The organism is Stenotrophomonas sp. YIM B06876 (assembly GCF_030711595.1).
Lineage (GTDB): Bacteria > Pseudomonadota > Gammaproteobacteria > Xanthomonadales > Xanthomonadaceae > Stenotrophomonas.
On sequence record NZ_JAUJUJ010000434.1, the window covers coordinates 343 to 665 of the forward strand.

At 67.2% G+C, this 323-nt stretch carries 1 protein-coding gene; it reads right to left on the bottom strand.

The genetic code is table 11. From position 1 onward, the window contains the following. Positions 1-320: dihydrodipicolinate synthase family protein (locus tag QZH66_RS17790; protein ID WP_305807141.1), on the bottom strand; the 320-nt coding region annotated here is incomplete at its 3' end. Positions 321-323 lie beyond the last annotated feature (3 nt).

A 323-nucleotide genomic window follows, 5' to 3' on the forward strand; every position in this document is an offset into this window, starting at 1 on the left:
AGCTGGCTGTCGGCGCCGACCTTCTTGGCGAACTGGGCCAGCTCGATGGCTTCGGCCGTGGAGTTGGCGCCGCAGCCGGCCATGATGGGCACGCGCCTGTCGGCCTGCTCGACGCTGACGCGGATGATTTCGCAGTGCTCCTCGACATTCACCGTGGGCGACTCGCCCGTGGTGCCGACGACGCCGATGCAGTCGGTGCCCTCGGCGATATGCCAGTCGATCAGTTTGCGCAGCGTGGGGTAGTCCACGCTGCCGTCCTCGTGCATGGGGGTGACGAGGGCAACGGTGCTGCCGGTGAGAAGGGCGCTAGGAGAGGTCATGTC